This window comes from Bartonella sp. W8151 (assembly GCF_016100385.1).
GTDB lineage: Bacteria > Pseudomonadota > Alphaproteobacteria > Rhizobiales > Rhizobiaceae > Bartonella > Bartonella apis.
The window spans coordinates 408,672-426,485 of the sequence record NZ_JACFSO010000001.1; the positions used below are offsets into that span (position 1 = coordinate 408,672).

The 17,814-nt window shown below is 44.2% G+C and carries 7 protein-coding genes; 4 read left to right on the forward strand and 3 right to left on the reverse strand.

Annotated elements, in window-relative coordinates; translation table 11 throughout:
* Positions 1 to 24: 24 nt before the first annotated feature.
* A complete protein-coding gene (locus H3V14_RS01915; RefSeq protein WP_198226201.1) occupies positions 25 to 3,225 on the forward strand; it encodes an error-prone DNA polymerase in 3,201 nt (1,066 codons plus the stop codon).
* Positions 3,226 to 3,882: 657 nt separating this feature from the next.
* On the opposite strand, the gene H3V14_RS01920 is transcribed toward H3V14_RS01915, so the two are convergent.
* Positions 3,883 to 5,415 (reverse strand): YifB family Mg chelatase-like AAA ATPase, encoded by a 1,533-nt coding sequence (locus H3V14_RS01920; protein WP_198226202.1) that lies wholly within the window; start codon positions 5,413 to 5,415, stop codon positions 3,883 to 3,885.
* A 340-nt stretch (positions 5,416 to 5,755) separates the two neighbouring features.
* Here H3V14_RS01920 and H3V14_RS01925 point away from each other — a divergent pair, with 340 nt between their 5' ends.
* From H3V14_RS01925 to thpR, 3 genes are all read left to right on the forward strand, one after another.
* Positions 5,756 to 7,723, forward strand: coding sequence for an autotransporter assembly complex family protein (locus tag H3V14_RS01925; RefSeq protein ID WP_369522661.1), 1,968 nt, complete (start codon positions 5,756 to 5,758; stop codon positions 7,721 to 7,723).
* Positions 7,723 to 12,417, forward strand: a complete 4,695-nt coding sequence (locus tag H3V14_RS01930; protein ID WP_198226203.1) for a translocation/assembly module TamB domain-containing protein — start codon at positions 7,723 to 7,725, stop codon at positions 12,415 to 12,417. Before H3V14_RS01925 ends, H3V14_RS01930 begins: the two co-directional genes overlap by 1 nt.
* A 75-nt stretch (positions 12,418 to 12,492) precedes the next feature.
* On the forward strand, positions 12,493 to 13,041 hold the full coding sequence (thpR, locus tag H3V14_RS01935) for an RNA 2',3'-cyclic phosphodiesterase (RefSeq protein WP_246784927.1): 549 nt from the start codon (positions 12,493 to 12,495) through the stop codon (positions 13,039 to 13,041).
* 58 nt (positions 13,042 to 13,099) lie between these two features.
* On the opposite strand, the gene H3V14_RS01940 is transcribed toward thpR, so the two are convergent.
* Positions 13,100 to 15,022 (reverse strand): hypothetical protein, encoded by a 1,923-nt coding sequence (locus tag H3V14_RS01940; protein WP_198226204.1) that lies wholly within the window; start codon positions 15,020 to 15,022, stop codon positions 13,100 to 13,102.
* A gap of 275 nt (positions 15,023 to 15,297) precedes the next feature.
* The gene (locus H3V14_RS01945) at positions 15,298 to 17,799 is read right to left on the reverse strand and encodes a glycosyltransferase (RefSeq protein ID WP_198226205.1); all 2,502 of its coding nucleotides are present in this window, start codon (positions 17,797 to 17,799) and stop codon (positions 15,298 to 15,300) included.
* Positions 17,800 to 17,814: the final 15 nt, after the last annotated feature.

A 17,814-nucleotide genomic window follows, 5' to 3' on the forward strand; every position in this document is an offset into this window, starting at 1 on the left:
GACCAGACAAAATAAGGCGTCAGCATGTTTGCATTGTCTGTAAGAAGCAATTTTTCGTTTTTAAAAGGAGCTTCCCATCCCGAAGAGTTGGTTGGCGAGGCGGCGCGCCTTCACTATGCCGGCATCGGTATTGCCGATGAAAACACATTGGCCGGTGTGGTTCGCGGTTTTGCCATGGCACGGGAAGTTTTGAAACTAGACCATTCTTTCCGCTATCTTGTCGGGTGCCGGCTGGTGTTTTCGGATAAAACGCCGGATCTTGTTGTTTATCCACGTGACAGAAAAGCTTATGGCATGTTGTGCCGGATGTTAAGCGAAGGAAAAGCAAGATCCGGCGAAAAAGGAGCCTGCCAATTAAAGTTTGAAGATTTTTTGTTTCGTGCGCGCGGTTTCCAGATCATTGTCACAGATGGCGAAAAACTGGAAGACACGTTGAAAAACTTGCAACAAGTGGCAAAGGGGCAAGTCTTTCTTGGTTTGCCGATGAATTTTACCGGCAAAGATGCCCGTTATGGCGAATATCTGGCAAGAATGGCCAAAAACTTTAACGTCGGTCTCATTGCTGCTGCCGATATTCTCTATCACAGTGAAGAAAGGCGCATTTTACAAGATATTTTAACAGCAATCCGCCTTCATAAAACAATTGACGAAGCCGGATTTGCGCTTGAAGCCAATAGCGAGAAATATCTGAAGCCGGTGAAAGAAATAGAACGGCTTTATCGAAATTTTTCCGGTGTCATCAAAGCGCAACAGGATTTTGTAGTCCCCATTTCCTTTTCACTTGATGACCTTTCCTATTCCTATCCGGACGAACCGGTGCCTGCCGGTAAAACGCCCCAATCCTATCTGGAAGAATTGACCTGGAAAGGCATGGCTGAAAGGTTTCCAAAAACAGCTTATGAGAGTGTAAAACCGCTTCTGGAAAAAGAATTGAAGCTTATCAAGAAGCTTCGCTATGCTCCCTATTTTCTGACTGTTTATGACATTGTCAGTTTTGCAAAATCACAAGGCATTCTTTGTCAGGGGCGCGGTTCGGCTGCCAATTCGGCGGTATGTTTCTGTTTGGGCATCACCAATGTCAATCCGCAACAGATTGATCTGTTGTTCGAGCGTTTTATTTCCGAAGAGCGTAACGAGCCACCCGATATCGATGTCGATTTCGAGCATGAGCGGCGCGAAGAAGTGATGCAATATATCTATCGTCGTTATGGTCGTCATAGAGCTGCAATTGTTGCAACGGTTATCTGTTATCGCAGTCGCAGTGCCATTCGCGATGTCGGCAAAGCTTTGGGCTTGAGCGAAGATATTATAGGTGCAATTGCCTCGACTGTCTGGGGCACATCCGGCAAGAAAGTGAGCGATGAGGAGATTGCTCAAAGAGGACTCGACCCGACAAACCGGATGATTGGTTTGACATTACGTCTTGCTCATGAATTGGTTGGCTTTCCAAGGCATTTGTCACAGCATGTCGGCGGTTTTGTTTTGACTGAGCAAAGGCTTGATGAAACCGTGCCGATCGGCCCTGCTGCCATGAAAGACCGCAGCTTTATCGAGTGGGATAAAGATGATATCGACACTGTCAAATTGATGAAAGTCGATATTTTGTCTTTGGGCATGTTGACCTTGATCCGCAAAGCTTTTGATCTTTTGAAACGTCATAAAAATATCAACCATGGCTTGCATGATGTGCCGCGGGAAGACGAGCGCGTCTATAAAATGTTGTCAAAAGGCGATTCGATCGGAGTTTTTCAGGTTGAAAGCCGGGCACAAATGAACATGTTGCCGCGATTGAAACCGAAACAATTCTATGATCTGGTCATTGAAGTGGCTATTGTCCGCCCAGGCCCGATACAAGGCGATATGGTGCACCCGTATTTGCGCCGTCGCAACCATATGGAAAAAGTGGTTTATCCTTCACCTTCACCACAATTCGGTCCACCTGACGAATTGCAACGTGTTCTGGGAAAAACATTGGGTGTTCCGCTTTTTCAGGAACAAGCAATGCGCATTGCCATAGAAGCCGCCAAATTTACTCCCGATGAAGCCAATCTTTTACGCCGTGCCATGGCAACGTTCCGGCGGGTTGGAACCATTCATACCATGCGGGCAAAAATGGTCGAGGGAATGGTGAGACGAGGCTACAAGCGCGATTTTGCTGAAAATTGTTTCAAGCAGATTGAAGGTTTCGGTGAATATGGTTTTCCTGAAAGCCATGCTGCAAGCTTTGCCCATCTTGTTTATGTTTCGGCTTGGCTCAAATGTCATCATCCGGAAATTTTCGCGACTGCTCTTCTTAATTCCCAACCTATGGGGTTTTATGCTCCCGCCCAGATTATTCGGGATGCCCGCAATCATGGTGTGGAGGTTTTGCCAGTCGATGTCAATTATAGTCATTATGACCATCGTCTGGAAAAAAACGGCAACGGTTTTTCCTTGCGATTGGGGTTTCGTCAAATCAACGGTTTTTCCATTGAATGGGGAAAAAGAATCGAACTTCAACAGGCTGAAGGGCCGTTTTTTTCGATTGAAGAATTGCATCGTCGGGTGGTGTTACCAAAACGCGCCTTCGAGCTTCTTGCCGATGCCGATTGTTTCTTAAGTATCAATAAAGAGCGGCGTTCGGCTTTGTGGGCGGTGCGCCGTTTGCCCGATCATGGAAACTTGCCATTGTTCGCGGCAGCACAACAATCCGATCTTGGTGAGGAAGACCCGCTTATTTTTACGCCAATGAAATTGAGCGAACATGTTATTACCGATTATGAAACAACGCGCTTGTCGCTAAAAGCCCATCCGTTGAGTTTTTTGCGAAACGATCTTATGAAAAAGGGTGTGCTTACCTGTCATGAAGCAATGGAAATTGCAGGAGGCTCTACGGCAACAATTGCCGGTATTGTTACAGTCCGGCAAAAGCCCGGCAGTGCCAAGGGCGTGGTCTTTTTGACAATGGAAGATGAAAGCGGCATTGCCAATATTGTTGTCTGGCCAAAAATAATGTTACGCTTTCGCCGCGAGGTCATGGGAGGAAAGCTCCTATTGATAACAGGTAAAATACAACGGGATTCTTCCGGTGTTACCCATCTTGTTGCCTCCCATATAGAAGATAGAAGTATGGACATTATCAATTTGAGCGAAATTCCCGAACATTTTGCGGCAATTGAAAGTGAACCTGTGGCCCACCATCCTCGTCAATTCCGTGCTCTGCCGAAATCTCGCGATTTCCATTGAAATATTTTTTATGCATGGAGACTTCTAAGCTTTTCAGCTTTTTATTTTGCATGTCTCAAGCCGTTTGATGACAAGCTGAAAAATGTAGGAGCCCATGAAGGCTTCATCATTTGACCGGCGACTGTTCAGCACTTTTAAAACTTTTGTTTCAATCTTTTAGGGAAAATAAAAACCCGTCAAAAATGAATAAGACAATAAACGACTGATCAAGCAAAAAATGCGCCGGAAAGCCCGGGAGCGCACCTGTGTTCAGGTGATCTGAACGTCCATGAATCCATTTGCTCTTGTCATTTTAGTCAAATCGGAAATTTGCAAAATATTCGCGTTTTTAAAAAGTATTTGAATGCATTGATCGCCGGTTGCTGCTTAAAAATAAACAGCGGCAACAAAATCCGGAACCCTGATTTTCATATCATTCACCCGCAGGCAAAGGCTTCGATGCCGTTAAAACCGCATCATGTTCGATCAACCGGTTTTTGAAAAAAGCTTGAAGACCATTCGGAAGTTCATTTCGTTTCGACAAAAAGCTCCATATTTCATTTTCACAGTGTAATTCTGGATTATGTAACTATGAATTATGCGAGCCTGGTTGTGGAAATTTCGAACAGCGCAAAAAATGCGCATAGAACGTCATTTTCATGCTTCGAGCAACAGCATTCAAGTAACAGCTTTTAGCCGCTCATTGCCTAAACGATAGGAAATTGCTTCGGCAAGATGATGTTTCGTCAACTGTGGCGCACCATCAAGATCGGCAATTGTGCGTGCAACTTTCAGGACACGATGGTAAGCGCGTGCTGAAAGGCGCATTTTTTCACTTATTATTTGCAACAACGTTGTTGCCGCATCATCAAGAAGAGCAACCTTTTCGATCAGATTTGCAGGACAATCGCCATTGGTGCGGATTTGGGGCATTCCCAGTTCTGCATATCTTTTGCTTTGTATATCCCGTGCTTTTCTGACACGTTCGGCGACAACGCGGCTCGGTTCGGCTTCTGCCGGTTTGATAAGATCAAGTGCCGATAAGGCTGGCACATCAATTCGTAAATCTATGCGGTCAAGCAATGGGCCGGAAATACGTGCCTGATAATCAAGCTGACATTTCGGGCCTTTGGCGCAAACATGCCCCGGTTCGCCCGCCATACCACAACGACAAGGGTTCATGGCAGCAACAAGCTGGATGCGTGCCGGATAGCTGACATGCCGGTTGGCGCGCGCAACAACACATTCCCCGCTTTCAAGCGGTTGACGCAAGGAATCGAGAACTTGCGGCGAAAATTCCGGAAATTCATCAAGAAACAAAATGCCATTATGAGCAAGCGAAACTTCTCCCGGATGTGCCTTGATACCGCCACCGACCATGGCAGCCATAGATGCTGAATGGTGGGGCGCGCGGAAAGGTCGATGAATGGAAACAGAACCATTCGTTGTTTCACCGGCAATCGAAGCAATGAGCGAAACGTCGAGAAGTTCGCGTGCATCAAGAGGTGGCAATATGGATGGCAAACGTTCGGCCAGCATGGATTTTCCGGCTCCGGGCGGACCTACAAATAGAAGATTATGGCGTCCGGCTGCGGCAACCTCTAGCGCACGTTTGGCTGCACTTTGTCCCTTGATGTCGGCAAGGTCGGGCAGATTATCCTGAATAATATATTGGCGGGGTTGCGGAGACGATAAAAATTGGGAACCTTTGAAATGATTGACCAGTGCAAGCAAACTTGAAGGAGCCAAAATCTTTATGTCTGAACCTGCCCAAGCAGCTTCCGGTCCGCATTTTTCCGGACAAATCAGTCCTTTGCCGGAAGCAACAGCAGTCATAGCTGCGGGCAAGACGCCACTTACAGGTGCGATTGAACCATCAAGTGCCAATTCGCCGAGAACAACATATTCCTGTTCGACTTCTGTCGGAAGAAGCCCCATTGCGACCATGAGCCCGACAGCAATCGGCAAATCATAATGGGAACCTTCCTTGGGTAAATCAGCGGGAGCAAGATTGACGGTAATCCGTTTGACCGGCATGGATAATCCACAGGCATGAAGTGCTGCCTGCACACGTTCGCGGCTTTCGGCGACTGCCTTGTCGGCAAGGCCGACAATGGACATCCCCATTTTACCATTGGCAATCATAACCTGTACATCGACGGGTAAAGCCTCGATGCCGGAAAAGGCAACAGTCGTAATACGTGCAACCATTTGTCTTGTTCTCACCTGCGTTGTGTCAAAATGAAACAATCATTTTTTCGGGTGGAAATCAAGAACATTTCAAGAACATCCGCTAAAAATATGTATGTTGTTATGATATGACAAAAATTATCGCTTAACACTTCCTTGACGAAAATGAAGCAAAATCATGGTTGTCGGTGTATGAATAAGAAGTAGCCTATGCTAACGCATGGGGGAGCGAAGTTTTTAGAACAGTGCCTTTTGTTTAATCTGATGAGATAAACTGTGGGTTCGGCTTTCAAGGGCGCTATATTCGAATTGATTAAACGGGTAAATTCACGAGTCTGACGGTCAAGAGTTAAGTGTTTTGGTGATATCGGGTAAAAAATCGACGTTGAAAGCAGGAAGCGCTCTTGTCGCTATCATAGCCTGTTTTGCGTTCACTTTTTCTTATCCACAGGAAGCAAGTGCTTTTGATCTCTTTGGTATCCATTTATGGGGTAAAAAAGACCAGACTGATAAAAATGCCGATGTTATCGGTGTCCCCAAACATTATAAGGTCAAAGTTGTCGCCGCCGAGGGTGCTCCGCAAGCAGGCGTAAAAATTGTCAAAGCAGCTTCTTCGCTTGTTGAAGACGATGATAAGCCCGCCTCCGGCTCTGCGGGTCTTCTCGCCAAAGCGCGTGGTGATTACAGGAAAATTTTGGCCGCTCTTTATGCCGAAGGCTATTACGGCGGTACAATCAGTATTCAAGTCAATGGTGCGGAGGCAGCCAATATTCGACCCGATGCGGAATTGCCCGATCAATCCGATATTGTCATTACAATCGATACCGGTCCGCAATACCATTTCGGCGTTGCCAGTGTTCATGACCTGGCGCCAAAAACCGATGACAAGAAGGATAAGGTTCCTCTTCCGGCCGATTCTGGATATGCCGCCGGCGATGTTGCCAAATCAGGTTCTGTCTTCAAGGCAGAACAGCTTGCCATCGAGGGGTGGCGTCAACAAGGCTATGCCAAGGCAAGCGTAAAAAACCGTGAAGTTGTAGCCGATCACCAAACAAATACAATCGATTCCAATATCGAGGTTCAACCGGGTAAGAAAGCCAGTTATGGTCCGTTAACAGTTAAAAATGTCAGCGACAAGCCGCGCATGGATTCAGCCTATGTCGCATGGATGACTGGATTGAAAGAAGGGCAGGAATATGACCCCGACGATATTGCCAAAGCCAATAAAAGGTTGGCACGACTTGATGTATTTCGTGCTGCCAATGTGAGGGAAGCCGACAAGATCAAGGCGGACGGCAGTTTACCGCTTAATCTCACAGTTCAGGAACGGCCGCTCCATCGTTTTGGTGTTGGCGGTAGCTATTCGACACTTGATGGCGCGGGGCTTGAAGCTTACTTGATGCACCGCGACCTTTTCGGTCATGCGGAACGCTTGCGATTTGACGCAAAGATTACCGGTATTGGCGGCAGTCAGGATGACTCGTATAACCCGAAAAACTTTGGCTATCTTTTGGGAACCACTTTCACTCGCCCGGGTGTCATTACGCCCGACACCGATTTTGTTGCAAGTCTCAAAGGGCAACGTGAGGTTCTGGATAATTATACCACGACAGGCATTACCGGACAGCTGGGTTTAACACATATGTTTACCGATGAGCTCTCAGGGCGGATTTATTTCAATGCTGCCCAGACAAAGTCGGAAGATGATTATTTTGGCAACCGCGATTTTACGCCGGTCGGGTTTTTGGGTGGATTATTATATGATAGCCGCGACAATAAATCCGATCCGAAACACGGACTTTATGGTGAAGCTGTTCTGGAGCCAATTTACGAAATTCATTATGGAAACTTTATCGGCAAGATGACATTGGAAGGTCGTTCCTATTTTTCGCTTGATGCAAAAGATCGCTATGTCATTGCAACGCGGGCAAAGATCGGTTCGATTACCGGTCCGGAAGCGCGCGAAATCCCCTCCGATATGCTATTCTTTGCTGGTGGCGGTGGTTCGGTGCGTGGCTATGGCTATCGCAATATCGGTATCAGAACCGATACCGGTGATACAATTGGTGGTCGTTCGCTCGTCGAGGGTTCGGCAGAATTGCGCACAATGGTTACCGATACAATCGGTCTCGTCGGTTTTGTCGATGCCGGTGTTGTCGGCGCTGATTCCACACCCGATTTTTCGGAAAACACCAAAGTGGGTGCCGGTATCGGTCTTCGTTACATGACAGGGCTTGGACCATTGCGGTTTGATGTGGCAGCACCTCTTGATGGTGCAGTGGGCGACCCTGATTTAGGTTTTTATATCGGCATAGGGCAGGCGTTCTGATGATGAAAAATTTTTCACTTTCAGCTTTGATGACTGCGTTGTTCCTGATCTTTGCAGGCTTGACGGCGGGTTTCGCCGAGACTTCTTTGCCCTCCGGTCATGATACGGCTGCGGCTGAAAAATCATGGGTTTTGTCATTCATCGAAAGCAAGATTTCCTCACCTAACCGGCAAATCCGTTTTACCGGTATTGAAGGAGCTTTATCGTCGAACGCCACGATCGACTCGATTACGGTTGCCGATCGACAAGGCATCTGGCTCAAAATCACCAATGCCAAGCTTGACTGGAATCGTTTGGCACTATTACGCGGACAAGTGTCCATTAATGAATTGTCAGCCGAGAAGATTGATATTTTCAGGAAACCTTTGCCTGATTCTTCCGCGCCAAGCCCACAGTCGAAAGGCTTTTCTATACCGGACTTGCCAGTTGCAATAAGCATCAAATCACTTGATGCAAAGAAAGTTGCGTTTGGAGAGGCGCTTTTCGGCCTTCCTTCCGAAGTGTCGTTGAATGGCGGCATAACTCTTGCCGATGGCGATCTTGCAGCGCGACTTGTCATGAAACGGTTGGATAAAGCCGGTGATTTTGATGTATTGGCCGATATTTCGAACAGTACCAATAAGGCAAAAATTGATATCGAAGTCTCGGAGCCGGAAAACGGCATTGTTGCCAATCTGTTAAAAATAAAAAATCGTCCTTCGCTCGCTTTGATTGCAAAAGGCGAAGGACCACTTGATAATTTCGAGCTCGGTCTTGCGATGAAAGCTGGTGCCGATCCGGTACTGAATGGTAAATTCAAGCTTCAGGGCACAGAAAGCGGAAAATCGATAAATGTTAATCTGTCAGGGCCGATTGTTCTTTTAATGCCGGACGAATATCGGGCGTTTTTCGGGGCAAGAACGGAGCTTGAGCTTGATGCGTTACTCAAACATGGCGGCGGCTTTCGTCTTGACAAATTTTCGATCAATGGTGAAGGCGTTCATATAGCTGCAAATGCAGAAACATTGTCAGACGGTTTTTTACGCCGTTTGGCGGTAAAAGCATCGGTCAAAGCGCAAACAGGCGGTTCGCTTATTTTGCCGGTTGCAGGCGGTAATACGCGTGCTGACGATATCGCGCTTAATATCGATTATGGACGCAATAATAGCTCGATGTGGAGTGGCCAATTTATCGTCAACAACTTCGCAAACGAAAATTTCATTGCCCACGATATAACCGTCGATATGGGCGGGGACGAGGAAAACCTTGATGACGTCAATAATCGTCATGTCGGGTTGCAGATTACCGGCGCAATCAACGGTATGGCAACGCCGAAGAGCAAGATTTCGGAGGCCTTGGGAAAATCGGTCAATTTGAAAGTCGATGCCGATATTCTTGCCCGTCAACCGGTTACTATACGCACTGTCAATCTTTCCGCTAACGGCCTTGCTTTGTGGCTGAAGGGGCAAGTCGAAAAGCTTGAATTCAAGGGAAATCTCGGCATTCAAGCCGATACATTGGAACCTTTGGCAATGTTGAGCGGAAAACCGCTTTCAGGTGCAGCCGATATTGAGGCAAATGGCGTCATCGGCCTTGTCGGTGGTTCTTTCGATCTTGATCTTTCCGGAAAAACTGTCGCTTTGAAAACCGGCAATGAGACTTTGGATCGTTTGCTGGCGGGCGATGTAAAATTATCAGGCGGAATAAAACGCGACGAAAACGGGATCACAACGCGTGACCTGTTGATCGGTAACGATCATATCAAGCTTGAAGCCAATGGCAGTTTCTCGAGTGATGAAGCCGATATGGACTATCAGCTTGCGCTTTCCGACCTTAATCTCGTCAACTCCCGTATGCATGGAGCCGTTCAGTTGCGGGGCGCCGCTCGCGGCCATAACCGTCTTGTTGCCTTAAGTCTTGGCGCGAAGATAAAAGAAGCAACTTTGTCGGGCGAGAAAATGCAGGATACGGCAATTTTTGCCAATGCCGTTCTTGATAACACCTCTCCTGTCGCCACCTATTTGAGCGGTTCGGTAAACGGTACCGGCCTTTTTGGCGGTGAAAAACTGAAACTAAGCGGAAGTTTTTCCGATAATGACCGGTTTAAAAGTCTGAACAATCTGGACATTCTCGTTGGCGAAACGCATGTGAACGGCAATCTGAAGCAAAATCTGAAAGGGCTGATTGACGGAAATATCCATATTGATGCACGCGATATTTCAACATTGAGTGCGCTTTTGCTCACCGACGGACATGGCGCTATGACGGGTGACTTTAATTTAAGCGAAAGTGAAGGAAAACAAAGCGGTCGTCTGAAAGCCCACGTCGACAAACTGGTTTTTGGCGAAAATCATGTTGAAAGCCTTGATATGAATTTGACGCTCGATGACCCGAAAGGTGCTTTCCGTGTCAATGGCTTTGTCAATGCTTCGGATATTCGTGTTGCCAATTTTGTCGCCAATACCATAAAAGCGACAGCAAAAGATATGGATGGGAAAACCGCTTTCCAGGTTTCTGCCGATGTCCAGAATAATATCAAGGCCGATCTTTCTGGTCTCTTGATCTATCCTGCAGCAAACGGGGATGACGGGCAAAACGGACAAGGGGATAACCGGCGGCTGACGGCCGAATTTGATTCTTTGAACGTCACGCAGGATACGGTTCATGCGAAACTATTAAATCCGGCTTCTGTGATTTTGTTTGATAACAGCTATCACATTTCACCTTTGATATTGGATGTGAATGGCGGGAAATTTTCTCTAAAAGGCGATGGCGGGTCAAAACTCGATTTAGAATTGCAAATGGATCATTTGCCCGTTTCACTTGCCAATCTGATAAAACCGGATCTTCGTGCAACCGGTAATTTAACCGGTCAAGCCGATATAAAAGGAACGCCGGATAAACCTGATGTCGCCTTTGATGTTAAAGGCGAAGGTCTGTCGATCGGCCTTATTAAAGACAAGAAGATCGCACCTTTTGCACTTGATGCAAAGGGCAGAACCAATGGCAAATCGGTCAATGTTGATACCAGAATTTCCGGCTCCGGTCTTGATGTTGAAGCCAGTGGCAAAGTACCGCTGGATGCAGGAAATCTTGATCTTGACATCGATTTGAAAAATTTGCCCGTTGCTCTCGCAAATGGTTTTGTATCCAATCAGAATCTTGGAGGAACGGTTTCCGGTCACGCTCATATTGGCGGACAATTGAAAGCACCGACGGCAACACTCAATCTTTCAGGCCAGAGCTTGAGAGCCGATTTGTTGGCAAAAAATGGCCTTACGCCAATCAGTTTGAATGCTGAGGCGCATTATGAAAATAATGTTCTTAGTCTTGAGCAATTCAACGCCAACGGGCCGCAAGGACTTAATATGTCGGCAAATGGCCGCATTCCGGTCAAAGGCGACGGTATTGATCTTCATGTCAAAGGTTCGGCACCTATGGGGATTGCCAACCAGTTCCTTGCCGAACGTGGAGCGCAAGTTTCCGGCTCGGCAAATATTGATGCAACCGTTAGAGGTTCCTTCGTAAAGCCGGAGCTTAATGGTCATTTAGCTCTTTCAAATGGCACATTCATTGACCCGCAAAGCAATTTGCGGCTGAACAATATTGTGGTTGATGCCGGTTTGAGTGGCGAGCGCATTGTGCTCAACCGTGTCAACGCTTCATCATCTGCTGGAGGAATAATTTCTGCCAGTGGTTCTATCTCGACAGATTTTGCTGCCGGCATGCCCGCCGATATGACTGTTCGCCTCAATCATACACGTTATAGCGATGGAGAGATGGTTGTTGCGACCGTTGATGGCACTTTAACAGTCACAGGTGGGCTGTTGAATAATCCGGTGATTGGCGGTGATTTAACAATCGAGAAAGCCGAAATTACCGTTCCGGATCGTTTCGGAGGGGTTGCTCTTATTGATGTCAAACATAAGAATCTTACAAAAGATATCGAAACAACGCTTGAACGCGCAAAAATCGATACCGGCAAAAACAGAGTTGCAACGGCTCCGGCAAAACCTTCCGTTGTTCAGCTAAAACTGCATATTCGTGCACCGAACCAGATTTTTGTTCGCGGCATGGGGCTTGATGTCGAATTGGGTGGCGAAATCGGTTTGTTCGGGCCGGTGAATGAAATTCATCCTGTCGGCGGTTTCCAGATGTTGCGTGGCCGGTTTGAAATTCTTTCTCAACGCCTTACCTTCACCGAAGGAACGGTAACACTTGTCGGTAATCTCAATCCTGAAGTCAATTTTGTTGCGACCACGCAAGGAAGCGATATTACGGTTACGGTAACTGTTAGCGGTACGATCAATGCATTGAGTGTTTCATTCACTTCGGTTCCGGTATTGCCTCAGGACGAAGTTCTCGCCCGTTTGATTTTCAATCGTTCGATCAGTGAACTTTCACCCTTCCAGATTGCCCAACTTGCGTCTGCTGCTGCGGAACTTGCCGGTGTTACCAATACGTCGCTTCTCGGTTCCTTACGCTCGACCACCGGTCTTGATGATCTTGATGTTGTGACAGATAAACAGGGAAATACCGGTGTTAAAGCGGGTCGCTATATTCGCGATAATATCTATCTCGGTGTCGAAGCTGGCTCCGGTGGCAATACAAAGGGAACAGTCAATCTGGATATTTCCAAAAACTTGAAAGCCAAAGGCGCACTTGGCGCACAAGGTGATTCAAGTGTTGGTGTTTTCTATGAAAAAGATTATTAAAACGATGAATATTGCTTTTGCCGGAAATCACCTTCCGGCGTTCATTCCATCGTTACTCACAACGCGTAAGGAATAATGATGCCCCGACTTTTTGCCGCATTGGAAGTGCCGCATGATGCCGCATTGTCCTTGTCACTGTTGCGAGGCGGTTTACCTGGTGCGCGTTTCATCGAAGTGGAGGATTATCATATCACTCTGCGTTTTTTCGGTGACATGAGCAATGAAATTGCTGATGAACTCGTTCACGCACTTGATCATATTGAAAGAAAGCCATTTAACCTTTGTCTGAAAGGAATTGATGTCTTCGGTTCGAAAACGCCGCATTCGATTTATGCAAGCGTAGAACCATGTGAGGAGCTGCTGCTTTTACAAAGCGACATTGATCGTATTGCCAAGAGACTTGGCCTCAAATCGGATAAAGGAAAATATATTCCTCATGTGACAGTTGCTCGCCTGAAACAGGTGAAGCTTGACGATTTATTGCCCTATCTTTCTTCACATGGCCATTTTGAAACGGGGTATTTTCCGGTCAACCGCTTTGTGATGATGTCATCGCACGAGTCAATTGGCGGTGGGCCTTATGTTATTGAAGACAAATGGAATCTTTCTATTTTTGTTCCGTGAATAGGCATACAGATCTTCTTCAAACTTAATGCTACCTGACTGTAATGCACTCACTATTTCATTTACCATGTACGTGGTCTATCCACAAAGATTCAATAATATATTCGTATGATGCAATGGACACGTCTTCTTCATTCGGCTGATAATTACCTGCTTCGTTAATAAGATTTGATAAATCTTGATATACGCTATCAGTTGAATGACCTGCATAATGTTGACAGAATTCAATACTCAACGGTGTTTTATCAATTGTTTGACTTAAATTGTCACGTAAAGCATCAAGAGAAACAGGCTCGAGATGGCTGTAATGAAGCTTATTGTGTGTGTCATATTGAATAACTTTTTTCCCGGCCACAGCGCCGTCTAACAATATTGTAGACAATGAAGAGATAATCGCATCGACACCTGCTATGATACGGCTGATTGTCAGGTCGATTATAGCCAAATCAATATCATCTATGACCAGACAATTACTAAAGGTCAAACCGGAATAATCGGCAGAACTTTCACTTGGATGCGGTTTTACAATGAAAAATATATTTTTATTCTGCTCAATGATACTACGAAATTTCTCACATATTTCGTCTCTTGATATAGCGTGCATATCCCAATGGAGATTGGTCGCTAACATAACAATTTTGTCATACTGTTTTTTAGGTATACCAAGTCGATTTGATAATATATTTTTAGAACAAGGTAGCTTTGCATCAAAAAAACGTGGAGCACCGATTGTTTCTACCTGTCCTTTACGTAGGCTTCCAATTTTTTGTTTTAAAACAGAAAAACAGGGAAGAGGTTGATCCATGAAATTTTTTTGTTCATCCGACCAATATAGAACTTTGTCCGATTCAAATCTAATTGGATATTTATTTATTAACGTCCAAATGCCGTGCTGAAGAAGGAGTGTTTCAATGCCGTTCAATTTGGCGGCAGTCACTAATTGAGCCGATAAGGCATGACCAAAATATACATTCGATTCAGCTGCGGAAACGAGTATATCAATTTGTAGCGACGTCCAGTCTATCTCGTCGACACGTTCGTAAATAATATACCGTACGCCCCAACGTGAGAAAATGGCGGTGTAAAGGTTGACTAAAATATCGGGATTGAAATGTTTTCTAATCAAAATCACTACATTTTTTTTATCAATAACGTCGAGTAGTGGCCTTATATTATTATAGTCCTGAAAGAAATGTATATTAAATCCAATAACGCGATCATTTTTGTTATTGAATAGGAATCGTTTTTTTTCTTTATAACCAATATCAAGTATCTCTTTAAATTTTCTTTGGACTGCAACCCAGTCAACAACATGATTTTCGCGTTTTTTCAGGAGAAAAAAATGGGGCAGTCGATTGCCAAGATCATGGAAAATATTGTCTTTACGCCAATGACTCAGAACGTTGTTGTTTTCATTGTTATTTAAATCTTCTGGATCGTTGGATTGTTGCAAGTCATCGGCAAAATTATTTTTTACGGAATCAAAGCCAGCCGTTTCAAATAATAGTTTCCATGTAGAAATAGGTAAAATTGTAGAAATTAGAACATCATTTCTTAAAATATAATTATTGTTAATGGATACGATAAGATAATTGTTAGAAATATTGTAGAGATTATACAATGCAACACTTAAATCCTCGATATCAATAAATTCAAGGACGTTAAAACATGTTACAAGAAAATTTTCACAGCTTAAATGTTGTCTGAATGAATCAATTTGTGTTTCATTAAGTTTTGTGAGGTCGATAGCACCCGGGGTTTTTGAGTGAGGTTTCATTCCACACGAAACGAAACTTATGTCGTGATTTACAAATAAATCCGAAGTTGTACTACTACAAAATTCGAGATTGATTATGGATTTCAGGTTATGTTTATCGCAAAACTGTTTTAAATAATCTGATAGGGAAGTTGATATTCCGTTTACTTTTTCCGAATCTTGAAAAGTGTCGAATTTTTTATAATCAGCTTTTGTGGCCTGCATTGTTCTCTTCTTGAGCTTTACTTAATATAGAATTCCGTGCAGTTGACGTAAAAATTATATTTTATGATTTCTTTACATTAGTTAGTTGTGCAAAAACGGACAAGTAAAGAAATTTTGAATGTCTCTTAATTTAACCAAGAAATATCAGAGCTAACCATTGGTCGTGAGAGGATGATTTAAAAGTAGTAATATTTAAAATATCCTTTCAAAAAAATATTTATTAGAAAATATTATAATCGACACCTCGATATTTGATTAACAATTAGAAGAGATCGTTAATTAATTTTTATAGAACGGGTTTTTTCAGATTTTTTTAAAAAATCCTTATATTTTTCTTTAAACTGCTTGATACGTTCAGGATCCGCTGCGAAATAATCGACATTTTTTAGCGTATCTTTCCATTTTTTAAAGAGTTTTTCATTATTTACTTTTTGGCGTCCCTGCGGACTAATCGATTTTTCCTCACTATAAGAGGCATGTTCAAAGTGAATAACTTCCGAATCTGGAATGTATTTTACACAAAATCCTAAATTCCATATGGCTAAGGCCATGTCAGAATCTTCGCAATAAGCAGGTTGATATTGTTCATCAAACCCTCCGAGGAAATCCCACAATTCCTTGCGTACCAGGATTGATGCCCCCGATATATAACTGACATCTTTTTTTATGAGTGCTTCGGGGCAATATCGAGGTTCGCCGTGTGCCATATTCGCTGCACTTCCATCAGAAAATATCCTACCACCAGCTTCCTGGATGGTGCCGTCAGGATATAGTAATTTCGAGCCAGCGAGACCAATTGTATGGTCTTCTTCCATTGCGTTGAATAAACTTTGCAGCCAATTTGGGAAAACAATCGTATCATTGTTCAAGAAAAGAAGGTAGCGTCCACGTGCAGTTTTTGCGGCATTATTGCAGTTTAACAAAAAGCCTAGATTACCAGTTGTTCTTGCGACGTGAATATTGGGAAATATATCTTCCGCCTGAGTTGTTTTGTCCGAGGAATGGTCATCAGCTAGTATGACTTCATATTTGATTGATGAGGTGTAACATGACTGAAGAATAGATTTCAGGCAATCCTCGGTCAGTTCCCATTTATTATACACAGGTATAATTATTGAAACATCAATACCGGTATCTTTTCCGTATGCAGGAAAAGCAGCGGGCGCGCAACTTTTGATGTAATCAGAATAAAGATCCACGGGTAAAGCTTTGGCTTGTTCAAGATTATTCAATAGATCGGCCCGGTTTGCGAGTTCACTGAATTTTCTTTGAACCAGTTTTTGCCCGTTGTTGGAGAATCTCTGCCATAATTCGGGATTCTGATATAATTTGACAACCGCTTCAGAAAAATCATACGGGTTATCAGCAATGAAAGTATCCTCATTGTCCTCCAAATCCATTCCTTCAGCCGCAATCGTTGTACAAATGCAGGGAATTCCGGCCCCCATTGTCATAGCCACCTTGCCTTTTATTCCCGCTCCATAGCGTAACGGCGCGACGCCAAGGCGATATTTTTTCAATACGGGATTTAAATTTTCAACAAAACCAACGTATTGAATTCCTGGTTTCTTACCGAGGGCCCTAACTTTATCAGGTGCTTCAGCGCCTAAAATATGGAACTGAACATCAGGGAGTTTTTTATAGATCAGAGGCCATACTTCTTCGGCAAACCATAAAACAGAATCGACATTCGGGGTATGAGCGAAGCCACCAAGGAAAAAAATGTCTTTCCTTTTGTCATAGGGCTCTACATGTTTTATCACTGGAATATAAAGTGCGGGCAAAACTCCTATAGAACTGTTCGGCAGATATTGTCTCAACACAGGTACTTCGGCAGGGCTTACGACTACGATATGATGGCTTAACTGCATCATTGCCAATTCTCGTTTTCTCGTTTCATTGGCTTTTGCTATCTTTTTCGGGTCTCCGGCCAGTTTAGCCTCCCGCGTTTCCCGTAAAAAATATAGATCAGGTGCATGAAAAATTATTTTTGCAAAAGGAGCAATTCTTGAAGCGCTGATTAATCCTTTTTCTGCAACGTCGACGCGAATAAAATAAAATATTCCTACGTCTCGACATTCCTTTTCGATATATTCTGATAAAGAATTGTATCCGTCGTCATTGGTTATTACCTTGACACCCAAGTTACGAACCAAGTCTCTGTAAGGTTTAGCATCAGCCATATTTGAAGGAACAAATGTAACATCATATCCTAACTGCACTAGATCGTTTAAAATACCGACAGTAGCTTTTTCTCCGGCGGAAACGTCAGGACGGGGGATGCGGTAATCGCTAACGAGTATTTTTCTCGGATTTGGGGTTTGCGGGTCGGGGAATATAGCTGATATGAGTGAACTGTTATCTTTAGCATTTACGCTACAGTTAGCGCCGTTAACATTTTTTTGCGTATATGGAAAACGAATATCTGTATAAGCAGATCCGAATAATTTTTGTTTTTTGCGTTTCCATTTTGCTAGATAATATTTTCCGCTACGTTTGTCTGCTGAATGCCTGAATCGCATACGTTGTTTTTCGGGAATAACAAAACGTAGCGACGAGAAAAATTTTAGAAACCGACTATAAATATGCTTCAACAAAAGCGTCGACGGATGGTCATAGGCCCACGAAATATCCTTGATCGTTTTGTCTGTGAATATCATAAGCTCGGATAAGACATAGGTAGAAAGGTCTTTCTGATCCAATACGGAATTTTTTTCATCAACGTTATGTGATGCATTTCGAGAGAGATCATCGGTAAGGGTATTTTTATTCTTCATGCTGTTTCTATCCGA

Coding starts and splice junctions, on each gene's coding strand:
- H3V14_RS01915 (WP_198226201.1), top strand. CDS start 25: ATGTTTGCATTGTCTGTAAGAAGCAATTTTTCGTTTTTAAAAGGAGCT.
- H3V14_RS01920 (WP_198226202.1), bottom strand. CDS start 5,415: ATGGTTGCACGTATTACGACTGTTGCCTTTTCCGGCATCGAGGCTTTA.
- H3V14_RS01945 (WP_198226205.1), bottom strand. CDS start 17,799: ATGAAGAATAAAAATACCCTTACCGATGATCTCTCTCGAAATGCATCA.
- H3V14_RS01940 (WP_198226204.1), bottom strand. CDS start 15,022: ATGCAGGCCACAAAAGCTGATTATAAAAAATTCGACACTTTTCAAGAT.
- thpR (WP_246784927.1), top strand. CDS start 12,493: ATGATGCCCCGACTTTTTGCCGCATTGGAAGTGCCGCATGATGCCGCA.
- H3V14_RS01930 (WP_198226203.1), top strand. CDS start 7,723: ATGATGAAAAATTTTTCACTTTCAGCTTTGATGACTGCGTTGTTCCTG.